The sequence below is a fragment of the Streptomyces sp. V1I1 genome, assembly GCF_030817355.1.
Classification (GTDB): domain Bacteria; phylum Actinomycetota; class Actinomycetes; order Streptomycetales; family Streptomycetaceae; genus Streptomyces.
Genome location: NZ_JAUSZH010000001.1, coordinates 6,752,661 through 6,773,582 on the forward strand (window position 1 = coordinate 6,752,661; position 20,922 = coordinate 6,773,582).

The 20,922-nt window shown below is 70.8% G+C and carries 18 protein-coding genes; 12 read left to right on the plus strand and 6 right to left on the minus strand.

Going from position 1 to position 20,922, the window contains the following annotated elements:
• Positions 1–3 precede the first annotated feature (3 nt).
• Both QFZ67_RS31645 and QFZ67_RS31650 read right to left on the minus strand, forming a co-directional pair.
• A complete protein-coding gene (locus QFZ67_RS31645) occupies positions 4–2,295 on the minus strand; it encodes an ATP-dependent RecD-like DNA helicase (protein WP_307664463.1) in 2,292 nt (763 codons plus the stop codon).
• The gene (locus QFZ67_RS31650) at positions 2,292–3,275 is read right to left on the minus strand and encodes an aldo/keto reductase (protein WP_307664464.1); all 984 of its coding nucleotides are present in this window, start codon (positions 3,273–3,275) and stop codon (positions 2,292–2,294) included. Before QFZ67_RS31650 ends, QFZ67_RS31645 begins: the two co-directional genes overlap by 4 nt.
• 130 nt (positions 3,276–3,405) lie before the next feature.
• Between QFZ67_RS31650 and QFZ67_RS31655 the strand changes: the two genes are divergently transcribed.
• Both QFZ67_RS31655 and QFZ67_RS31660 read left to right on the plus strand, forming a co-directional pair.
• Positions 3,406–4,455 carry an LLM class F420-dependent oxidoreductase gene (locus QFZ67_RS31655; RefSeq protein WP_307664465.1) on the plus strand — a complete coding sequence of 350 codons (1,050 nt, stop codon included), beginning with the start codon at positions 3,406–3,408 and terminating at the stop codon, positions 4,453–4,455.
• 266 nt (positions 4,456–4,721) lie between these two features.
• Complete coding sequence (locus tag QFZ67_RS31660) at positions 4,722–5,507, plus strand: ferritin-like domain-containing protein (RefSeq protein WP_307666044.1); 786 nt, start codon at positions 4,722–4,724, stop codon at positions 5,505–5,507.
• A 13-nt stretch (positions 5,508–5,520) separates the two neighbouring features.
• On the opposite strand, the gene corA is transcribed toward QFZ67_RS31660, so the two are convergent.
• Positions 5,521–6,513 carry a magnesium/cobalt transporter CorA gene (gene corA, locus QFZ67_RS31665; protein WP_307664466.1) on the minus strand — a complete coding sequence of 331 codons (993 nt, stop codon included), beginning with the start codon at positions 6,511–6,513 and terminating at the stop codon, positions 5,521–5,523.
• Positions 6,514–6,572: 59 nt separating this feature from the next.
• Here corA and QFZ67_RS31670 point away from each other — a divergent pair, with 59 nt between their 5' ends.
• The 4 genes from QFZ67_RS31670 (at position 6,573) to mshC (ending at position 10,109) form a co-directional block, all read left to right on the plus strand.
• Positions 6,573–7,271, plus strand: coding sequence for a histidine phosphatase family protein (locus QFZ67_RS31670; protein WP_307664467.1), 699 nt, complete (start codon positions 6,573–6,575; stop codon positions 7,269–7,271).
• Between the two features lie 106 nt (positions 7,272–7,377).
• Positions 7,378–7,968: a DUF3090 domain-containing protein gene (locus QFZ67_RS31675; RefSeq protein ID WP_307664468.1), complete on the plus strand. Its 591-nt coding sequence runs from the start codon at positions 7,378–7,380 to the stop codon at positions 7,966–7,968.
• Positions 7,932–8,750, plus strand: a complete 819-nt coding sequence (locus QFZ67_RS31680) for an SCO1664 family protein (RefSeq protein ID WP_307664469.1) — start codon at positions 7,932–7,934, stop codon at positions 8,748–8,750. Before QFZ67_RS31675 ends, QFZ67_RS31680 begins: the two co-directional genes overlap by 37 nt.
• A 129-nt stretch (positions 8,751–8,879) precedes the next feature.
• Positions 8,880–10,109, plus strand: a complete 1,230-nt coding sequence (gene mshC / locus QFZ67_RS31685; RefSeq protein WP_307664470.1) for a cysteine--1-D-myo-inosityl 2-amino-2-deoxy-alpha-D-glucopyranoside ligase — start codon at positions 8,880–8,882, stop codon at positions 10,107–10,109.
• 71 nt (positions 10,110–10,180) lie between these two features.
• Here mshC and QFZ67_RS31690 read toward each other — a convergent pair whose 3' ends face one another.
• Together QFZ67_RS31690 and QFZ67_RS31695 are read right to left on the minus strand one after the other, a co-directional pair.
• Entirely contained in the window at positions 10,181–10,708 is a 528-nt protein-coding gene (locus QFZ67_RS31690; protein ID WP_307664471.1) for a hypothetical protein, read from the minus strand.
• A 24-nt stretch (positions 10,709–10,732) separates the two neighbouring features.
• Positions 10,733–12,493, minus strand: a complete 1,761-nt coding sequence (locus QFZ67_RS31695; RefSeq protein ID WP_307664472.1) for a S8 family peptidase — start codon at positions 12,491–12,493, stop codon at positions 10,733–10,735.
• Positions 12,494–12,753: 260 nt separating this feature from the next.
• Here QFZ67_RS31695 and QFZ67_RS31700 point away from each other — a divergent pair, with 260 nt between their 5' ends.
• The gene (locus QFZ67_RS31700) at positions 12,754–13,728 is read left to right on the plus strand and encodes a superoxide dismutase (RefSeq protein WP_307664473.1); all 975 of its coding nucleotides are present in this window, start codon (positions 12,754–12,756) and stop codon (positions 13,726–13,728) included.
• Positions 13,729–13,781: 53 nt separating this feature from the next.
• Here QFZ67_RS31700 and QFZ67_RS31705 read toward each other — a convergent pair whose 3' ends face one another.
• Positions 13,782–14,777, minus strand: a complete 996-nt coding sequence (locus QFZ67_RS31705; protein WP_307664474.1) for a PAC2 family protein — start codon at positions 14,775–14,777, stop codon at positions 13,782–13,784.
• A 255-nt stretch (positions 14,778–15,032) separates the two neighbouring features.
• On the opposite strand from QFZ67_RS31705, the gene QFZ67_RS31710 reads away from it, so the two are divergent.
• The 5 genes from QFZ67_RS31710 (at position 15,033) to QFZ67_RS31730 (ending at position 20,849) form a co-directional block, all read left to right on the plus strand.
• Positions 15,033–16,352, plus strand: coding sequence for an enolase C-terminal domain-like protein (locus QFZ67_RS31710; protein ID WP_307664475.1), 1,320 nt, complete (start codon positions 15,033–15,035; stop codon positions 16,350–16,352).
• Between the two features lie 98 nt (positions 16,353–16,450).
• On the plus strand, positions 16,451–17,200 hold the full coding sequence (locus tag QFZ67_RS31715; RefSeq protein ID WP_307666045.1) for an SDR family NAD(P)-dependent oxidoreductase: 750 nt from the start codon (positions 16,451–16,453) through the stop codon (positions 17,198–17,200).
• 69 nt (positions 17,201–17,269) lie between these two features.
• Positions 17,270–18,307: a sugar ABC transporter substrate-binding protein gene (locus tag QFZ67_RS31720; protein WP_307664476.1), complete on the plus strand. Its 1,038-nt coding sequence runs from the start codon at positions 17,270–17,272 to the stop codon at positions 18,305–18,307.
• Positions 18,308–18,309: 2 nt separating this feature from the next.
• On the plus strand, positions 18,310–19,824 hold the full coding sequence (locus tag QFZ67_RS31725) for a sugar ABC transporter ATP-binding protein (protein ID WP_307664477.1): 1,515 nt from the start codon (positions 18,310–18,312) through the stop codon (positions 19,822–19,824).
• Positions 19,821–20,849, plus strand: coding sequence for an ABC transporter permease (locus tag QFZ67_RS31730; protein WP_307664478.1), 1,029 nt, complete (start codon positions 19,821–19,823; stop codon positions 20,847–20,849). The genes QFZ67_RS31725 and QFZ67_RS31730 overlap by 4 nt, the downstream gene beginning before the upstream one ends.
• Positions 20,850–20,922: the final 73 nt, after the last annotated feature.

Genomic DNA, 20,922 nt, shown 5'->3' on the forward strand with positions numbered 1-20,922 from the left:
CGCTCACGGTGTCGTGGCGAGCAGCCCCTCGAGCAGCGTCCGCAGGCGCGTCGTGCGGTCCTGGGACGGGATCTCCGCCACGGCTCGAGGCAGTGCCTGGTCGACGCCGTGCACCACGGACAGATGGCGCTCGCCGCGACTGAACGCGGTGTAGACCCACGGCCGGCTCAGCCCCTGAGCCGCGTCACCCGGCAGCACCACGACCGCCGCGGGCCAGCGCATCCCCGCGGCCTGGTGCGCCGTGAGCGCCCAGCCGTGGCGCACCGTCGATTCGACGCGCTCCTGCGGTACGACGACGCGCGTGCCTTCACAGTCGATGTGGAGGCCCTCCGCGTCCGCCGAGATGACGGTCCCGGGCAGCGTCCGGCCGAGCGCCGGGGCGTACGCGACCCGGTCGCCCGGGTCGAAGCCGCCGAACCGGCCCGGGCCGGGGTTGAGCCGCTGCTTGAGCGCCGTGTTGAGGGCGCGGGTGCCCGCGGATCCGCCGTGCCCCACGGTGATCACCTGGGTCTGCTCGGGCGGCACCCCGATGGCCCGCGGCACGGAGTCGGCGACGAGCTGCACCGCACGGTGGACCGCCTCGCCCCCGTCCCGGACCGGGACGATGACGACCTCCTTGCCGGGCGCCTCCACCTGGGGCAGTTCGCCGATGCCGATGCCCGAGACCAGCTCTCCGATCGGGCCGGGGTCCGGTGTACGGGAGGCGATCTGCGGACAGACCCTGGCGGCCAGCACATCCGCGAATACCCGGCCCGCGCCCGCGGAGCTGAGGACACCGGGGTCGCCGCTCAGCACCAGCCGGCTGCCGTCCGGCATCGACTCGACCAGCATCGCGGCGCTCTCCACGTCCAGCTGCGGCGCGTCCAGCACGACCAGGAGGTCGAGCGCGAACGCCCCCTCCCCGTCCCTGCCCGGTCCCTCCGCGCCGGAGAGCAGCCCGCTGACGGTGACCGCTTCGGGGCCGAGCCGCCGGCGGCCGTTCTCGCTGTGGACCGCGACGACCGCGCGCAGCCCGAGCGCACCGGCGGCTTCGGCCAGCGCGACCGGCTCGGCGCGCGCCGCTTCGCCGCCGGTGTGCGCCACCAGGCCGCTCGCCACCACCGCGCGGACCAGCTCGGTGGGCTCCGCCGCCTCCCACCTGGCGTCGGTGCCGGTCTTGGCCAGCCGCGCCAGGCCGTCCGCGAGGCTCTCCTCCGCGAGGGCGTACCGGTCGAGCCCCAGCAGCACCGGTACGGGCCCGGGCTCCTCGCCGTCCGCCGTCTCTTCCTCCATGCCGTCCTGGAACACCAGCACCGCGCCGTCTGCGATGGCCTGTTGCAGTGCCTCGTCCGGATCGGGTACCGACCGCTCGGCCAGCGCCCCGCGCACCGCGGACGACTCCAGCGCGGTGTGGCCCTGAAGCGCAGCGCGCTCCAACTGCCAGGTGACCAGGGCCGCCGTCCGGCGCTCGTCGCCCGGGCCGCACTCCGCGCCGAGCAGCGCCCGGGCGAAGCCGTCGGCCTGCTCGGGCCGGAGGCCGGGCACGGACAGCAGCTGCCACGGGTCCTCGCGCAAAAATTCCGCGGCCCGCTCCCCGAGCGCGTCCGCCACCTGTGGCGCCAGCGCTTCGGGCGCACCGCCCTCGGTGAGCACGGTCCGTACGGCCGTGACGGTCTCCGGCGCGGTGGCCACGGGTGCCCGCGCGGTCTCCGGAGCCCGCGGCCGTACCGGCTCGGCCGCCGCGGGCGCGGGTCGCTTCGGGGCGGGCGCGGTCCCCCCAGCGGAGCGAGGGGTGGGGGTCCCCCCAGCGGAGCGAGGGGTGGGGGTCCCCCCAGCGGAGCGAGGGGGAGAGTCGAAGAACGCGGTGCCGGACTTCTCGCCGCTCTCCACGGCCCGTACGGCAGCGAGCAGATCGGCGGCCGTCCCGCTCAGCTTGGTGCCGGCCTCGATGGAGCCGGCCTTCTCGGCCTTGCGCTGCTCGATCCGGGCCCGCAGCTCTCGCTGCGCGGCAAGCTCGGCCTCGGCCTCGGAGAGCTCGCCCGCCTTCTCGGTGCCCTCCGCACCAGCGGCGGCCTCGTCGGCAGAGTCCGCGGCGTCTGCCTCGGTGTCTGCCTCCGCGGTGTCTGCGTCCGCGGTGTCTTGGTCCCCGGTGTCTGCGTCCGCGGCGTCCTGGTCCGCGGCCTCGGGCGCGTCCGGCTCGGCGGCCTCCGGTGCCGGGGCAGCGGCCTCGTCCGCGGGGGCGCGGTCCTCGGCCGGGGGTTCGGCCCGCCGCTCAGCGGCTGTTGGGGGCGGCGTCCCCTCGGAAGGCGCAGTCACAGCGTGCTCCAGTCCTGGTCGGGATATCGGTGCACGGGCGCCGACACATCGTCGAGCGCCTGGCAGATCTCGTCAGGAAGACTAAGCGCCTCCACTGACAATGCGGCCGTGAGCTGCTGCGCATTGCGCGCGCCGACGATCGGGGCCACCACCCCAGGACGGTCCCGCACCCAGGCCAGCGCCACCTGAAGTGCCGTCGCCGCCAGCCCGTCCGCCGCCGTCGTCACCGCGTCCACGATGCTGCTCGCCGCCTCGTCGAGATACGGCTCCACGAACGGCGCCAGCTGCTCCGACGCACCCCGCGAGTCCGCCGGAGTCGCATGCCGGTACTTCCCGGTCAGCACCCCGCGGCCGAGCGGCGACGACGGCAGCAGCCCGACCCCCAGGTCCAGGGCGGCGGGCAGCACCTCCCGCTCGACCCCCCGCTGCAACAGTGAGTACTCCATCTGCGTACTGGCCAGCCGCGTCCGCACCCCGGGCGAGGCCAGCTGCCAGGTCGCGGCCTTCGCCAGCTGCCAGCCGCAGAAGTTCGACACGCCCGCGTACCGCGCGCGCCCGCTGCTCACCGCTATGTCCAGCGCCTGGAGCGTCTCCTCCAACGGAGTGTCCGGATCGAAGGCGTGCACCTGCCACAGGTCGACGTAATCCGTCCCGAGCCGCTCCAGCGACGCGTCGAGCGCGGCGAGGAGATGCCCGCGCGAGCCGTCGAAGCGCCGGTCCGGGTCGGGAACGCTGCCCGCCTTCGTGGCGATGACCAGATCGCGCCGTGGGACGAGCCGCTCGACGAGCTGGCCCAGCAGATACTCGGCATCCCCGCCGCCGTACACATCAGCGGTGTCGACCAGCGTCCCGCCCGCCTCCCAGAACGCCTTCAGCTGGTCGGCAGCGTCGTGCTCATCGGTGTCCCGGCCCCAGGTGAGGGTGCCGAGCCCGATCCGGGACACGCGCAGGCCGGTACGGCCGAGTTGCCTCTGCTCCATGGGCGCTGAGATTACTGGCCAGGGGCCCACCCTGAGAGAGCCTGTGGACAACCTCCCCCTGACGGATCGCCGGAACCCGCGCTAGAGTCCGCGGAACAGGGACGTTACTGATCAGTAAGAGGGAGCGGTTATGCGGCTCGGCATCAACCTCGGCTACTGGGGCGCGGGGATGGACGGCGACAATCTCGCGGTCGCCAAGGAGGCCGACAAGCTCGGCTACGACGTCTGCTGGGCCGCCGAGGCGTACGGCTCCGACGCGCCCACCGTGCTCACCTGGGTCGCTGCCCAGACCGAGCGCATCGACGTCGGCTCCGCGATTATGCAGATCCCGGCCCGCCAGCCCGCCATGACCGCGATGACCGCCGCCACCCTGGACTCCCTCTCCGGCGGCCGCTTCCGCCTCGGCCTCGGTGTCTCGGGCCCGCAGGTCTCCGAGGGCTGGTACGGCGTCAAGTTCGACAAGCCGCTCTCCCGCACCCGCGAGTACGTCGAGATCGTCCGCAAGGCGATGGCCCGCGAGCGCCTGTCGTACGAGGGCGAGCACTGGACGCTCCCGCTGCCGGAAGGACCGGGCAAGCCGATCAAGCTCACCGTCCACCCGCAGCGCGAGCACATTCCGCTGTACATCGCCGCGATCGGCCCCAAGAACCTGGAGCAGACCGGCGAGATCGCCGACGGCGCGCTGCTGATCTTCCCGTCCGCGGACCACCTCGAGGACACCGCGATCAAGTATCTGCGGGCGGGCCGCGAGAAGGCCGGAAAGACGATGGAGGGCTTCGACGTCTGCCCGACGCTGCCGCTCGCGGTCGGCGAGGACGTGGGCGACCTTGCCGACATGTTCCGTCCCTACACCGCGCTGTACGTCGGCGGCATGGGCAGCCGCAAGCAGAACTTCTACAACCAGCTTGCGCAGCGCATGGGTTATGAGAAGGAAGCCGCCGAGATCCAGGACAAGTACCTGTCCGGCGACAAGGAGGGCGCGGCCGCCGCGGTCCCGCACCAGCTGATCGACCAGACGACGCTGCTGGGCCCGGTGGAGCGGATCGCCGAGCGGATGGCGGCGTACGCCGCGGCCGGCGTCACCACGCTGACCCTCGCCCCGGCCGGCTTCACGCTCGACGAGCGGCTCACGGCCCTGCGGGCGGGCACGGAGGCCCTGGAGCGCGCCGGGCTCGCGTAAAGCGGCCGCTGAACGGCCTGCCTGCGCCGAAGCCCCCGTTCACAAGGGGGCAAGTCTGCGGCCGTGGTGGGGGCTCGGGGGTCTTCCCCGCCACGGCCGTCATGCATCACAACGCCGAAAAGCGGGCTCCGGTTACGGCCGGCACCCGCGTCGCCGTCCTCCATTCGGCGGAGTTGTGCGACCTACCTGTTGCCTCGCCTCCCGTAGCGCATTTGACTCGTTCTTTGCGGATGTCTTCTGCGGATGTCTTCATGGAGGTGGCAGTGATGCTCTCGGCCCGGAGTCTCTTCCAGGAAATCGTCGACAGTGACGACGCCTTCCAGCTCTTCTGCTCCATCGCGGCCAGCGGTGAGGCGCAGGGCGGCTGGGAGAACGGCCGTATCGCCGCCCTGGTGCCCGAGAGCATGCGCGCCCTCGCGCCCAAGATCACCCGGCACGGCGCCGACGAGGACAAGCACGGACGGCTCTTCGACGCCCTGCTCAAGAAGCGCGGGCTGACACCGGTCCCCGTCCCGCCCGAGACCGACTACACGATGCTGCTCGAAAAGCAGGGCATCGGACTCACCCACGAGAAGCTGCGCCGCGACGAGCCGCTGACCGAGGGGGACATCGTCGTCTACCTCTCGCACAGCAGGGTCACCGAGCAGCGGGCCGCCGACCAGATGGACATGCTCGTGAAGTACTTCGGGAACCATCCCGAACTGGGCAGGGCCATCACCATGATCTGCAACGACGAGGACAACCACCTGGCTTACTGCCACGAGGAGTTGCTGCGGCTGGCCGCCGCCGGGCACGGCCGTGCGATCCAGCGGGTCCTGCGCGAGAGCGCCCTCGCCGAGATCAAGGTCTACCGCGATGTGAGCCTCGCCGTGATGGACCACATGGGACGGCTGCTGCACTGGCCCAAGGCCAAGTCCGCGACGCTGGCCGCGGGCATCCACGCCATGTACGCGTACGAACGGTTCGGCGGCTGGCACCGGATGGTCAGCCTGAGGATGCCCGAGCGCCGGGGCGCCCTCGACGGGCCTCCCGCCGCCGCTCCCGCCTTCTGAGAGCGGCGGGCGCCTACAGCCAGCCGCGGCGCTTGAACAGCCGGAACAGGCCGTACACCGCCCCGGCCATCAGCAGCACCACCGCCGGATACGCCCACACCCACCGCAGCTCCGGCATGTGCTCGAAGTTCATGCCGTAGATCCCCGCGACCATGGTGGGGACCGCGACCATGGCCGCCCACGCCGAGATCTTGCGCAGGTCGTCGTTCTGCCGCACGCCCATCTGCGCGAGATGGGCGGACAGGACGTCCGACAGCAGCCGGTCCAACCCCTCCACCTGCTCGTTCGCTCGTGTCAGATGGTCGCTGACGTCCCGGAAGAACGGCTGCGCATGCTCATGGACGAACGGCACACCCGCGCTCGCAAGACGGGCCATCGGAGCCGACAGCGGCCCGGCGGCGCGGCGGAACTCCAGAACCTGCCGCTTGAAGGTGTAGATCCGCGCCGCGCTGTGGCGTGCGTCGCCGCCGGCGGGTGCGAAGACATCGGTCTCCAGCTCCTCCAGGTCCACCTGGAGCTCGGCGGCGACATCGATGTAGTGGTCGACGACCGCGTCACTGATGGCGTACAGAACCGCAGTGGGGCCGTGCTTGAGGACCTCGGGCTCGGCTTCGAGCCGTCGGCGCACCGCCGCGAGCGGCGCGCCCTCACCGTGCCGGACCGTCACCACGAACGAGTCGCCGATGAAGACCATCAGCTCGTCAGTGGTGACGGCGTCGCTCTCCGGCTCGTACACCACCGGCTTGAGAACCACGAACAGCGAGTCGTCGTACACCTCGAGCTTGGGGCGCTGGTGTGCGTTGAGCGCGTCCTCCACCGCCAGCGGATGCAGCCCGAACTCCGCCGAGACGTGATCGAACTCCTTCTCGGTCGGCTCGTAGAGACCGATCCAGAGAAAGGCGTCACCGGTCGCCCGAGCCTCGTCCAGGGCATCGGAGAAGTCGGCGGGGCCTTTGGTGCGGCACCCCTCGCGGTAGATGGCACAGTCCACGATCACGGCGTGCATTCTTCCTTGCATACGGCCCCGGCGCACCCTCGTGCGCGGGTCCGCCTAGGCTGACGGTCATGGCCACGCTGATCCTCGTACGCCACGGACGCTCCACCGCCAACACCGCGGGGGTGCTCGCCGGCTGGACCCCTGGTGTCTTCCTCGACGAGCGCGGCGCCGCGCAGGCGGCCGCGCTGCCCGACCGGCTCGCCGACGTGCCGATCGCCGCCGCCGTCAGCAGCCCCCTGGAGCGCTGTCTGCAGACCATGCAGCCGTTGCTGGACGCCCGGCCCGGCCTTGAACTGCAGACCGACGAGCGGATCGGCGAGTGCCACTACGGCGACTGGTCGGGCCGCAAGCTCGCCGAGCTCGCGGACGAGCCGCTCATGGAGGTCGTGCAGCAGCACCCGTCCGCGGCGGCGTTCCCCGGCGGCGAGTCGATGCGGGCCATGCAGGCGCGCGCCGTCGACGCCGTACGCGAATGGAACGCGCGCATCGACGCGGCGCACGGCGAGGACGCAGCGTATGTGATGTGCTCGCACGGCGACATCATCAAGTCCCTGGTGGCGGACGCACTCGGCATGCATCTCGATCTCTTCCAGCGGGTTCATGTGGAGCCGTGTTCCGTGACCGCGATCCGCTACACCCGCACCCGTCCATTTCTTCTGCGCCTCGGTGACACCGGGGACTTCGGCTCGCTCGCGCCGCGCGGGAACGGTGGCGGGAACGACGGTGGCGGGACCGCGGTCGTCGGGGGCGGCGCGGGCGCCCCGTGATCGCTCCCCGCAGTAGGGTAGACGGGCCGAAAACCCGTATGCCCGCCCGACAGTCGTCCACTGCAGCCGATACCGACCGACCCCACGATCCCGAGGGAGACAGAACGTGTCCCGTCAGGTGTTCCTCTACGACCCGCCGGACCGTTTCGTGGCCGGCACGGTCGGGCTGCCTGGACGCCGTACGTTCTTCCTGCAGGCTTCGGCCGCAGGGCGCGTCACCAGCGTAGCCCTGGAGAAGACCCAGGTGGCCGCGCTCGCCGAGCGGATCGACGAGCTGCTGGACGAGGTCGTACGCCGTACCGGGGGCAACGCGCCGGTGCCGGCCGTCGCGCCCGCCGACGTCGCGGACACCGCACCGCTGGACGCTCCGGTCGAGGAGGAGTTCCGGGTCGGCACGATGGCGCTGGCGTGGGACGGCGAGGAACAGCGCATGATCGTCGAGGCTCAGGCGCTGGTGGAGCTGGACGCGGACTCCGAGGAGGACCTCGCGGAGGCCGAGGAACGGCTGCTGCAGGACGAGGAGAACGGCCCGCCGATGCTGCGCGTCCGGCTGTCCGGGGCGCAGGCGAGGGCCTTTGCCAAACGCGCGCTGGACGTGGTGAACGCCGGCCGGCCGCCGTGCCCGCTGTGCAGCCTGCCGCTCGATCCGGAAGGACACGTATGCCCGCGCCAGAACGGATACCGCCGCGGAGCCTGACGGCGCGGGATCTCCTCGCCAAGGGCGAGCTCACCGTGCGCGGACGGGTCCGCGAGGCGTCCAACGCGGTCCTGTACTGCTCCGTCTCGTACGAGGGCGAGCAGGCCCACTGCGTGTACAAGCCGATCGCCGGGGAGCGGCCGCTGTGGGACTTCCCGGACGGAACGCTGGCGCAGCGCGAGGTGGCGGCGTACGAGCTCTCCGAGGCGACCGGATGGGGCCTGGTGCCGCCGACGGTTCTGCGGGACGGCCCGTACGGCGAGGGCATGGTCCAGCTCTGGATCGAGGCGGACCCGTCGGCACCGCTGCTCGCGCTGGTCGAGGACGAGGAGCCGGGAGAGGGCTGGAAGGCGGTCGGTTTCGCGGAGGTGGGCGAAGGGCGTACGGCGCTGCTGGTGCACGCGGACGATGTGCGGCTGCGGCGGCTGGCGGTGCTGGACGCGGTGATCAACAACGGTGACCGGAAGGGTGGGCATCTGCTGCCGACGGTGGACGGCCATCTGTACGCGATCGACCATGGTGTCACGTTCAACGTGGACGACAAGCTGCGGACGCTGCTGTGGGGCTGGGCGGGGGACCCGCTGCCGCCGGAGGCGACCTCGGCGCTGGCCGCGCTGGCGGCGGCGCTGGGCGAGGGCGAACAGCTGTGCACCCGTCTGGCGGAACTGCTGACGGGGGCGGAAGTGGAGGCGGTGCGGTCCAGAGTGGGGGCGCTGCTGGGGACGGGGAGGCATCCGGTGCCGTCGGGGGAGTGGCCGGCGATTCCCTGGCCGCCGGTGTGAGGTGCTGGGGCTGTTCCCCAGTCCCGGACCGCGAACACATCCGCGCGCAACCCGGAAGACCGCCTAACCGGGCAAGCCGTCGCCTGATCCGGTTCGTATGCGGAACGGACGTCCGGTTACGCTCATGTCATGTATGCCTGGCCCGCTTCTGAGGTCCCCGCCCTGCCTGGCAAGGGCCGCGACCTCCAGATCCACGACACCGCGACCGGTGGTCCTGTGACCCTCGACCCCGGTCCCGTCGCCCGTATCTATGTCTGCGGCATTACCCCGTACGACGCGACCCACATGGGTCACGCGGCGACTTACAACGCGTTCGACCTCGTTCAGCGCGTGTGGCTCGACACCAAGCGGCAGGTTCACTACGTCCAGAACGTGACGGACGTCGACGACCCGCTCCTCGAGCGCGCCATCCGCGACGGGCACGACTGGACCGAGCTCGCCGAGCGCGAGACCGCGCTCTTTCGCGAGGACATGACCGCACTGCGGATGCTTCCCCCGCAGCACTACATCGGCGCCGTCGAGGCCATACCCGGCATCGTGCCGCTCGTCGAGCGGCTCCGGGACGCGGGTGCCGCGTACGAGCTCGAAGGTGACGTGTACTTCTCCGTGGAGGCCGACCCGCACTTCGGCGAGGTGTCCAACCTGGACGCCGAGGCGATGCGGCTCCTGTCCGCCGAGCGCGGCGGCGACCCCGACCGCCCTGGCAAGAAGAACCCCCTCGACCCGATGCTGTGGATGGCCGCCCGTGAGGGCGAGCCCAGTTGGGACGGCGGCACCCTCAGGCGCGGGCGGCCCGGATGGCACATCGAGTGTGTGGCCATCGCCCTGGACCACCTCGGCATGGGCTTCGACGTACAGGGCGGCGGCTCCGATCTCGCCTTCCCGCACCACGAGATGGGCGCTTCGCACGCCCAAGTGCTCACCGGCGAGTACCCCTTCGCCAAGGCGTACGTCCACGCCGGCATGGTCGCGCTCGACGGCCAGAAGATGTCCAAGTCCAAGGGCAACCTGGTCTTCGTGTCCAAGCTGCGCCGCGACGGGGTCGACCCCGCCGCGATCCGGCTCGCCCTTCTCTCCCATCACTACCGCGCCGACTGGGAGTGGACCGACCAGGTCCTACAGGACGCCGTCGAGCGTCTCGGCCGCTGGCGCGCGGCCGTGTCCCGGCCGGACGGGCCGCCCGCCGACGCCCTCGTCGAGGAGATCCGCGCCGCCCTCGCGAACGACCTCGACGCGCCGGCCGCGCTGGCCGCCGTCGACCGCTGGGCCGCGCTCCAGAAGTCCGAGGGCGGGACGGACGAGGGCGCGCCCGGTCTCGTCTCGCGTGCCGTCGACGCTCTGCTGGGAGTAGCGCTGTAAAGCCCGGACGCGCCTGAGAGGGCGCCGGGCGGGTCTGTGCCCACCCGGCGCCCTCGGTGCGGGAGTTGCCCCTACTGCTTGTTGACGATGACGGCCTGGATGACGTCGTTCGTCGACTCGTAGATCCCGATGACCTGCTGCCCGAAGGCGAAGGCCTCCTGGACCGTGTCATGCGTCACCGCGTTCGGGTTCACCAGACGGCGCCAGCCGTTGTTGATGAACAGGTACAGGATCGACGGCTGGCCGGGCAGCGGTGTGACGACGTCCCAGAACTTCGTGGCGATACCGCTGGTGACGGCCTGGTTGTCGACCGCGCTCGGCAGCAACAGCGGCTGCTGGTGCTGCGACTGCTGCTGGCCGAGTTGCTGGAGCAGCTGCTGGTACGGCTGCTGCTGACCGAGCTGCTGCAGCTCCTGCGCGAGCGGGTACTGGCCCTGCTGGCCCTGCGGGCTCTGCATCGACGGCGGCGGGGCGGTGCTCGCGCCCTGCTGCCCGTGCTGCTGCTGTCCGAACTGCTGGTGGCCGTACTGCTGCTGGCCGTACGGCTGCCCGTACTGCTGGCTCATGGAGCTGGGGTTCATCTGCGGGGTGGTGCTCATGTCCTGTTCACCTTCCCTTTCGATTCATCCGGCGACGACCAGGCCCACGACCTCGTCGTCCGAGTACCAGACGCGAACGTCCGGCCGTCCCCCCGCGAAGGCGGCATGGACCGCCTGGCGGATATCGGGGGCGGGATGGTTGAGATTGCGCCACTCGCCGGCCACGAACAGCCTCAGGCGCGGCGGAAGTTCACGGGGATACGGCATCAACTCGTCCCAGTACCGCTCCGCCCGGCCGGAGCCGACCGAAGACGGCACCAGCTGGGTGACGGCCGACTTGATGTCGGGACGGTTGCCGATCCGTTGTGAGGCGGGCCGCCCGGGTGCGTCCTGCTGCGGCGACCCCGTCCTGCGCAGTACGTCGCGCGCCTGCTCGGGGCTCATCTGCGCGAGCCGCGCGGCCTTGAGGATGCCCTGCAGGCACGCCAGCGCGCCGACCACCACCGGCGACGCGGACGAGGTGCCCGAGAAGGTGTCCGTGTACCAGGCGATCTCCTCGGCGCCGCCCTGAAGATCGCCCGCCCGGTCCCAGAAGCCGCCGGCCGTGGTGACCTCGCGGCCCCAGCCCTGGGCGTCTATGCGCGCCCCGTAGTTGGAGAACGCCAGCCGCGACCGGTCGGGACCGTGGTCGCGGCCGTGCGTCCCGGGCGGGGGAGCGCCCGCTCCGACGAGGATCGCCCCGGATGACTGGTTCGACGGGTTGAAGGGGTTGCGCCACGACTCGGGGAACTCGTCGGGCCTGCGTTCGTACAGCGCGTCGTCCAGGCTCTCGCCGCCGTTGCCCGCGGCCTCGACGACCAGGACGCCCATGGCCGTCGCCCAGCGGATCGCCGCACAGTCGTCGGGCCACCACTCCAGCGCGATGTAGCCGCGCTGGTCGTCGCGGCTCTCGAAGTCGAACCGCGGTCCCGGGCGGTGGAGTTCGATCAGCAGGATGTCGCCGGGGGAGAGCCGTTCGGCGGCGGCGTGGATGGCCGCGGCCGAGCCGATGCCCTGGAACGACGCCGCCGCGGTCACCGCCTCCGGCGCGATCCCGGTGATCCCCTTCTCGTCGCGGTCGCCGCCGATGACGCCGAGGACCGCCGTGCCGTGGTTGCGCCACGCGATGTCCTGGACCGGATTGCCGACGACGATGCCGGCCAGCTTGTCCGCCAGGTCCTCGTGGCCCAACTGCCAGGCGCCCTCGACGTCGACGACGGTGACGCCCGCTCCCGAGCCGCCCGGTCGCTGCCAGGCCCAGTACGCGTCCACGCCCTCGGGCGCCGGCGTCAGGTAGCCCTGGCGGCCGGTGAAGTCGGGTGTCGCGGGCGCGCCCTCCTTGAGTCGTTTGGCCTCCTCGGTCAGGGTGCCATGGGGCGAGGTCCGCGCGGGTACGGCGCCGGGTTTGGCGTACGCCGTCTCGATCTCGGGGAGTGCGGCCAGCCGGGCGGTCAGCTCCTGTGCCCGGTCGCCCCCGCCCCGTACGCGATAGAAGAGCGAGAGGTCGGGCATCGCGCCCCGGCCGCCGACCGGTTCCGCGGGCTGCGAGGGCAGGGCGGTCCTGCTCCGCTCCTCATTGCCGAACAGCGGCTCCAGAGCGAGCTGTTCGTCGCTCAGGAACATGTTCAGGGCGGAGATGTCCGTCCCCGAGGCCGACCGTACGCCGTCCGTGCCGGCGCGCAGCCGGGCCTCAGCCCGTGCGACGACGATCAGCTCCGGCTCGGCTCCTTGATAGGTGAATCCAGCTCCGTCGGGTCCAGGGCCCGTAGTTCCGGGGCCCTGACCTGGGAGTGCCTGATCGGTCATCGCTACGACCGCTCCCTTCGGGTGCCGTGCTCCGTGGTTTGGCTGTGCTTGCGTGTCGTGCCGTGGCCGCCACCCTGCTACCGACACCGCCGGACGTCCACCCCGCTTGCGTGAACTACGTTTGAAATCAAGCTGATTGGGCACCCCGTGCATTTCGTCTTGAAGACGATGTCACGCCGCAATTCGGCCAAACGCTGCGGAGTCGCCTGCCGTGTGTTGAGGTGAGAGCGACTGTTGAACACTTGTCGGAAGGACGGTCCATGCAACGCTCCTTCGCACGTCGGAGAGTTCTCGGCGCGGTCGCGGCACTCGGCGGCGCGGCGCTCCTTTCCCCTCTGGGCGGAGTCGCCCGGGCGGCCGGATCCATCAGTGGGCGCCGGCCCACACGTTTCCCGTTGCCGAACGGCTTCCGGCCCGAAGGAATCACCATCGGGCCGAGTCCGTATGCCTACTTAGGGTCGATAGCGAACGGCGATGTCTACCGCGCGAGCCTGGCCACGGGCCGGGGACACGTCATCAGCCAGGGGCTCGGAGCCGAGCACCCCGTGATAGGTCTGAAAATCGACCGGCGAGAGCGGCTGCTGTTCCTCAGCGGCGGCGGTAGCCGTGAGATCCGGGTGGCCGACGTCCGCTCGGGGAAGCTCCTGAAGACCTTCACCGTCGGCTCGGACGGCACGTTCGTCAACGACGTGATCCTCACCCCGGGGGCCGCCTGGTTCACGGATTCGTTCAAACCGCAGATCTACCGGCTTCCGCTCGGCCGGCACGGCCAGCCGGGCGACGAGGTCACGACCGTCCCGCTGACCGGTGACTGGGAGCAGGGGCCGTCCTTCACGGGCAACGGCATCGAGCGCACGCCGGACGGCGGCGCGCTGCTCCTGGTCAACACCGTGGCCGGGGGCGGCGGCCTGATGCGCGTCGACCCGCGCACCGGAGTCGCCCGCAGCGTCGACATCGGCGGCACCCGGCTTCCCAACGGCGACGGCCTGTTGCTGCTCGGCCGCACCCTCTATGTCGTACAGCAGCAGCAGAACGCCGTCGATGCGCTGCGGCTCAACGAGTCCGGCACCCGGGGCACGGCGATCGCGCGCATCACCGATCCGGAGCGCTTCAAGATCCCCACGACGGCCGCGGCCTGGGGCGACCGGATCTACTTGCCCAACGCCCGTTTCGATGTCGAGCCGACACCCGACACGACGTACGACGTGGTCGCGGTGGATCAGGTCCGACGCTGAGTCCGAGCGGGGCGGCGCCCGGTCGGCGCCGCCCCGCTCTTCATTCCCCTACCTCAGTCATCCGAGGAATCTTCGTCCTCAGCCTCAGCCTCAGGCTCCGCCCCGGGATCCGGCTCCGCCCGCGGCGGCATCGGCGGCCGGGTCCGCCCACTGGAGGTGTCGCGCAGGTACGAGCTGCCCTCGCCGCCGTCCGTCGCATGCCCGGGACCGCCGTCGCGCCTGCGCAGATACCGTTCGAATTCGCGGGCGATAGCCTCGCCCGACGCCTCGGGAAGCTCCGCGGTGTCCCGCGCCTCCTCCAGCGTCTGTACGTACTCCGCCACTTCGCTGTCCTCGGCGGCCAGTTGATCCACACCAAGCTGCCACGCCCGTGCGTCCTCGGCCAGTTCGCCCAGCGGAATCCGGAGGCCGATCAGGTCCTCGAGGCGGTTGAGCAGCGCCAGCGTCGCCTTGGGGTTGGGCGGCTGCGACACATAGTGCGGCACCGCGGCCCACAGGCTCACTGCCGGCACACCCGCGTGCGTGCACGCCTCCTGGAGGATGCCGACGATGCCGGTCGGCCCCTCGTACCTGGTCTCCTCCAGATCCATGGTCCTCGCCAGATCCGGATCGGAGGTGATGCCGCTGACCGGCACCGGACGGGTGTGCGGGGTGTCGCCGAGCAGCGCGCCCAGAATCACCACCATCTCGACGCCCAGCTCATGGGCGAAGCCCAGGATCTCGTTGCAGAACGAGCGCCAGCGCATGGACGGCTCGATGCCGCGGACCAGCACCAGGTCGCGCGGCTTGTCGCCGCCGATGCGGACGACGGAGAGCCGGGTGGTGGGCCAGGTGATCTTCCGTACCCCGCCGTCCAGCCACACCGTGGGCCGGTTGACCTGGAAGTCGTAGTAGTCCTCGGCGTCGAGCGCTGCGAACACCTCGCCCTTCCATTCCCGGTCCAGGTGTGCGACCGCGGTGGAGGCAGCGTCGCCGGCGTCGTTCCAGCCCTCGAACGCGGCCACCATGACCGGGTCGATCAGCTCGGGAACCGCCTCGAGCTCGATCACCCAGTGCCTCCTTCCGAAGTTCCCTTGTCTACGCCCCAACCTTACGGCTTACGGGGTGCCGGGCCGCAGCCCCCTTGCACGGCCGGGGTGAACTTCCGCGCGACAGGGCGTACGTCGGAGAACCAGGGCATCCGGCCATCGATTCATCCGAGCTGTGCATGAGAATTTTCGTCCCGACCCTGGACGTTGCCGCGTGGGCGGCGCTATACATCGGATGACCAAGAGAGGTCCGATGTTCTTCTAGTGGGGGCGTGCATGAGTCAGACCGTCACGGAGTACGAGGTTCACGACATCCGCTTTCCCACCTCGGAACAGCTCGACGGCTCCGACGCCATGAACCCCGACCCCGACTACTCCGCCGCCTATGTGGTGATACGCGCGTCCGACGGGGCCGAGGGGCACGGCTTCTGCTTCACCATCGGGCGTGGCAACGATGTCACCGCCGCGGCCATCGAGGCGCTGCGTCCGTACGTCATCGGGCGCCCGGCCCCCCGCGCGGCAGCCGACCTCGCCGCGCTCCACATCGACTTGACCCATGACTCGCAGCTGCGCTGGCTCGGCCCGGAGAAGGGCGTGATGCACATGGCAGCCGGCGCGGTCATCAACGCCTCCTGGGACCTGGCTGCCCGGCACGCCGGGCAGCCGGTGTGGGAGTTCCTCGCTTCGATGACCCCCGAAGAACTCGTCTCGCTCGTCGACTTCCGCTATCTGACCGACGTACTGACCCGGGACGAGGCCCTGGCGATCCTGCGCACTGCCGAACCCGGCCGGGCCGAGCGGGCCGGGCGACTGCGCGAGCAGGGCTATCCCGCGTACACCACCTCACCCGGCTGGCTCGGCTACTCCGACGAGAAGCTGGTCAGGCTCGCCAAGGAGGCCGTGGCCGACGGCTTCGGCCAGATCAAGCTGAAGGTCGGCGGGGACATCGACGACGACATCCGGCGCATGAAGCTCGCCCGCGGCGCCGTCGGACCCTCCGTACGCATCGCCGTGGACGCCAACCAGCGGTGGGACGTCGACGACGCGGTGCGCTGGATGAAGGCGCTCGCGCCGTACGAGCCGCACTGGATCGAGGAGCCGACCAGCCCCGACGACATCCTCGGCCATGCCGCCGTACGCGCGGGCCAGCCGGTCAAGGTCGCCACGGGCGAACATGTCGCCAACCGCGTCGTGTTCAAGCAGCTGCTCCAGGCGGGGGCCGTCGACTTTGTGCAGATCGACGCCGCGCGGGTCGCCGGAGTCAACGAGAACCTCGCGATCCTGCTGCTCGCCGCCAAATACGGCGTCCCGGTCTGCCCGCACGCCGGTGGGGTAGGACTGTGCGAACTCGTCCAGCACCTCGCCATGTTCGACTACGTCGCCGTCTCCGGCAGCTGGGAGGACCGCGTCATCGAGTACGTCGACCACCTCCACGAGCACTTCGCCGACCCCGCCGAGATCGCCTCCGGGCGCTACGTCGCCCCGCGCGCCCCGGGCTTCTCCGCCCGCATGCTCCCCGAGTCGATCGCTGCCCACCGCTATCCGGAAGGGCCCGTCTGGCAGGCCCGACGCACCACCGAGGAGGTCAACTCATGACGGGGACAAGGGACTTCGCGGCACAGGACTTGGCGGCACAGGACTTGGCGGCACGGGACTTGGCGGCACGGGACTTCGAGGCACGGGACTTCGAGGGAATGTCCGCCCTGGTGACTGGCGGCGCGTCGGGCATCGGGGCCGCCGTGGCGACGCTGCTGCTCCGGCGCGGGGCCCGTGTCGCCGTACTCGACCGCGAGACCTCGGGAGCGCCCGACGGTGTCCTGGCGCTCAAGGCCGACGTCACCGACGACGAAGCCGTACGCACCGCGGTGGACGGCGCCGCGGCGGAGTTCGGCGCCCTGCACACCGTCGTGTCCAACGCCGGCATCGGCGCCATCGGCACCGTCGCGGACAACGCCGACGACGAATGGCAGCGCGTCCTCGACATCAATGTGCTGGGCATGGTGCGCGTCGCCCGGCACGCCCTGCCGCATCTGCGGCGCTCCGCCGCGGACCGCCCCGGCCAGGTGTCCATCACCCAGACCTGCTCCATCGCCGCCACCGCCGGGCTGCCCCAGCGCGCCCTCTACAGCGCAAGCAAGGGCGCGGTCCTCTCCCTCACCCTCGCCATGGCCGCCGACCATGTGCGCGAGGGCATCCGCGTCAACTGCGTCAACCCCGGCACCGCCGACACCCCGTGGATCGGCCGCCTGCTCGACCAGGCCGACGACCCCGCGGCCGAACGTGCCGCCCTGGAGGCCCGTCAGCCCACCGGACGGCTGGTCGCGGCCGACGAGGTCGCCGCCGCCATCGTGTACCTCGCCAGCCCCGCCGCGGCCGCTGTCACGGGCACGGCACTCGCGGTCGACGGCGGAATGCAGGGCCTGCGCCTGCGCCCCTCGAAATGAGCGCCTCCGAACCAAGCCCCTCCGAACCAAGCGCGACCTGAGCCGACACCACCGAAGGACGGGACACCAATGAGAGTGCGTACGACAAGTGCCGCGGCCTGCGCGGTGCTGCTGGCCGTGACGGCCCTCGCGGGCTGCAACCGCGACTCGGACAGCGGGTCCGGTGGCGGCAAGGTCGGCATCGATCTGCCCCGCAGCGACAGTGACTTCTGGAACTCGTACCAGCAGTACATCGAGAAGGGCGTCAAGGACGGCGAGGCCGACGCGCTGTCCCTGACCAACTCCCAGAACGACATCGGAAAGCTGGTCGCCAACGTCCAGACCTTCACCGACCAGGGCGCCAAGGCCGTCGTCATGGCCCCGCAGGACACCGGCGCGATAGCCGAGTCGCTGCAGAGCCTGGAGGACAAGAAGATCCCCGTCGTCAGCGTCGACACCCGGCCCGACAAGGGCAAGGTCTACATGGTGGTCCGGGCCGACAACCGCGCGTACGGCGAGAAGGCATGCAGGTACCTCGGCGAGCAGCTGAAGGGCAAGGGCAAGGTCGTGGAGTTCCAGGGCGACCTGTCCTCCATCAACGGCCGCGACCGCTCCGAGGCCTTCAAGTCCTGCATGGTCAAGCGCTTCCCCGGCATCAGGGTCTTCGAGCTGGCCACCGACTGGAAGGGCGACGTCGCCTCCGCCAAGCTCCAGTCCACGCTCGCCGCGCACCCCGACATCAACGGCATCTACATGCAGGCCGGCGGCGTCTTCCTGCAGCCCACTCTCGCGCTGCTGGAGCAGAAGAAGCTGCTGAAGGCCCCGGGCACCCTGGGCCACATCACGATCATCTCCAACGACGGCATCCCGGAGGAGCTCGACGCCATCAAGGCCGGGAAGATCGACGCGACGGTCTCCCAGCCCGCCGACCTGTACGCCAAGTACGCGCTGTACTGGGCCAAGCAGGCGCTGGACGGAAAGACCCCCAAGGCGGGTCCGACCGACCATGAATCGACCATCATCAAGATCCCGAACGGTTTCGAGGACCAGCTGCCCGCGCCGCTGGTGACCAAGGAAAACGTGGACGACCCCAAGCTGTGGGCCAACCAGCTGGAGAAGAAGAGCTAGCCATGGCGCACCAGGTCCCACCAGCCGCCGTGGAGGCGGAGGGAATCGTCAAGCGCTTCGGTCCGACCGTGGCGCTCGACGGTGTACGCCTGGCCGTCGCGCCCGGTGAGTCGCACGCACTCGTCGGGCGCAACGGCGCGGGCAAGTCCACCCTCGTCAGCGTTCTGACCGGGCTGCACAAGCCGGACGCGGGCACAGTGACCTTCAGCGGCGAGCCCGCGCCCGCCTTCGGGGACTCGGCGGCCTGGCAGTCCAAGGTCGCCTGCGTCTACCAGAAGTCGATGGTCGTGCCCGATCTCACGGTCGCCGAGAACCTGTTCTTGAACCGCTTCGACACAAGCAGCCGATTCATCAGCTGGCGGCAGCTTCGGCGGCGCGCCGAAGAACTGCTCGTCGGGTACGGAGTGAGCGTCGACCCGGGTGCCCGTGCGAAGGATCTCGCGGTGGAGCAGCGGCAGTTCGTCGAGATCGCGCGGGCGCTCTCCTTCGGCGCGCGGCTGATCATCCTCGACGAGCCGACCGCCCAGCTGGACGCCCGCGGCATCCAGCGGCTCTTCGACAAGCTGCGTGAACTGCAGAGCCAGGGAGTGGCGTTCCTGTTCATCTCCCATCATCTGCAGGAGGTGTACGAACTGTGCACCGCCGTCACCGTCTACCGCGACGCCCGCCATGTGGTCACCGCGCCCGTCGCCGACCTCACCAAGGACGACCTGGTCACGGCGATGACGGGCGAGTCCACCGGCGGCCCGTCGACCTGGCACGCCCCTGCCGGGCCGATCCGCGACGAGGAGCCCGTGCTCCGTACTGAAGGGCTCACCCTGGAGGGGCAGTTCGAGCCGCTCGACCTCTCGGTGCGCCCGGGCGAGGTGCTGGGGCTCGCCGGGGCGGCGGCCAGCGGCAACACCGCCCTCGGCGAGACCCTGGTCGGCATGCGCAGGGCGAGCGCGGGGCGGATCACCGTACGCGGCCGGGAAGTGAAGCCCGGCAGCGTCCCGCATGCGCTCGACGCAGGCATCGGCTACATCCCCGAGGACCGCCACCTCCAGGGGCTTGTCGTGGGCCGCAGCGTCGCCGAGAACGCCACGCTCACGGTCACCGACCAGCTCGGCCCCTGGGGGACCGTACTGCCGTCTCGTACAAGGGAATTCGCCCAGTCCGTGATCTCTTCGCTCGACATCAAGACGCAGGGTCCCGAGCAGCCCGTCTCCGGGCTCTCCGGCGGCAATCAGCAGAAGGTCGTGGTCGCCCGCGCGCTGGCCCGCAGGCCGAGCGCGCTGGTGGCCCTGCGGCCCACCGCGGGCGTGGATGTGAAGTCCAAGGACTCGCTGCTGTCCGTCGTACGACGGGTGGCGGACCAGGGCAGCGCGGCCGTGATCATCTCGGACGAGCTGGACGATCTGCGGGTCTGCGACCGGGTGCTCGCCCTCTTCCACGGGCGGGTGGTCGCGACGTTCGGGAGCGGGTGGACCGACCGCGAACTGGTCGCCGCCATGGAAGGCGTGGGGGAGCAGGGATGACCGGGACGATACGGCCGCTGACGGCCGACGAGACCAAGAGCGACAGCCCGTTGAACCGGCTGAAGCTGATTCGGTGGAGCGACTTCTCGCTGGTGCCGGTGATCCTGGTGCTGATGGTGATCGGCTTCATCGTCTCGCCGGTCTTCCTCACCTCCAACAACCTGATCAGCGTGGTCCAGCAGTCTTCCGAACTCAGCCTGCTGGTGCTGGGGCAGGCGCTGATCCTGATCTGCGGCCGGATGGACCTGTCGCTGGAGTCGACGATCGGCATCGCGCCGGTCATCGCCATGTGGCTGGTCCTGCCGACCGAGGGCGGGCGCTTCGCGGGCCTGGAACTGCTGCCCGTCTGGATGGCGATCCCGGTCTGTCTCCTGGTCGGCATGGCCATCGGCGCGGTCAACGGCTTCCTGATGCTGAAGCTGCGCGTCAACGGCTTCATCGCCACGCTCGGCATGCTCACCATGCTGCGCGGCCTCCACATCGGCATCACCGAGGGCAAGTCGATCACCGATGTCCCGGAGTCCTTCCGGTACCTGGGCAAGACCGATTGGCTCGGCGCGCCAGCCGCAGTGTGGATCTGTCTGGCGCTGTTCGCGATCGGCGGCGCGGCGCTGGCGTATCTGCGGCACGGACGTGCGCTGTACGCGATCGGCGGCAACCCGGAGGCGGCCAGGGCGGCGGGGATCCGCGTCGACCGGATCACCTGGATCGTGCTCGCCATCGGCGGGCTGCTGGCCGCGTTCGCGGGCATCCTCTACACGGGCCACTACGGCTCGGTCGCGGCCACCCAGGGCAACGGCTGGATCTTCCAGGTGTTCGCGGCGGCGGTGATCGGCGGGATCAGCCTCAAAGGGGGGCGGGGGACGCTCTTCGGTGCGCTGACCGGGGTGCTGACGCTGCAACTGGTCGTCAATGTGATGACGCTCGGGGGAGTGCCGGCACTGTGGAACCAGTTCCTGAACGGCGCGATCATCATCGTGGCGCTGGTGATCTCGCGCTTCGCGAGCGGCGAGAAGCAGGACTAGCCCGCGACCGCCCCTTCCCGTAGCCGGGGGCGGAGCCCCAGTTCGGGAAGGGGCGGGTAGGGGAAAGCCCGCC